This window comes from Microbacterium sp. GbtcB4 (assembly GCF_019091465.1).
GTDB lineage: Bacteria > Actinomycetota > Actinomycetes > Actinomycetales > Microbacteriaceae > Microbacterium > Microbacterium paraoxydans.
The window spans coordinates 1-273 of the sequence record NZ_JAGXJJ010000123.1 but is presented as its reverse complement, the minus strand read 5'-3'; the positions used below and the strand labels follow the sequence as shown (position 1 = coordinate 273).

Sequence of the window (273 nt, the reverse complement as noted above, 5' to 3'; positions counted from 1 at the left end):
CGTACCCGGGCTGGTCTGGGCGGGGGACACCTCCTACAACCTCGAGGTGTCCGTGACCGGGGCGACGTCGGCGACGCTGTCCGCCAAGTTCTGGCCGACGGACAACACGAAGCCGGCAGCCTGGCAGGTCACCACGACCGACGCGGCGCCCCTGGGCGCCGGCGCGGTGGGTCTGAGCGGCAACCGCTCCGGCAGCGCGTCCGCGCCGTTGGGCGTGTCGTTCGATTCGTTCCGCGTCACCGCACCGCAGTAAGATCCTGACGCATGGCCACT

General features: G+C 71.1%; 1 protein-coding gene. It reads left to right on the top strand.

Going from position 1 to position 273, the window contains the following annotated elements; genetic code table 11:
- Positions 1–253 (top strand): hypothetical protein (locus KVS71_RS17470; RefSeq protein WP_217585155.1); only part of this gene is annotated, 253 nt, incomplete at its 5' end.
- Positions 254–273: the final 20 nt, after the last annotated feature.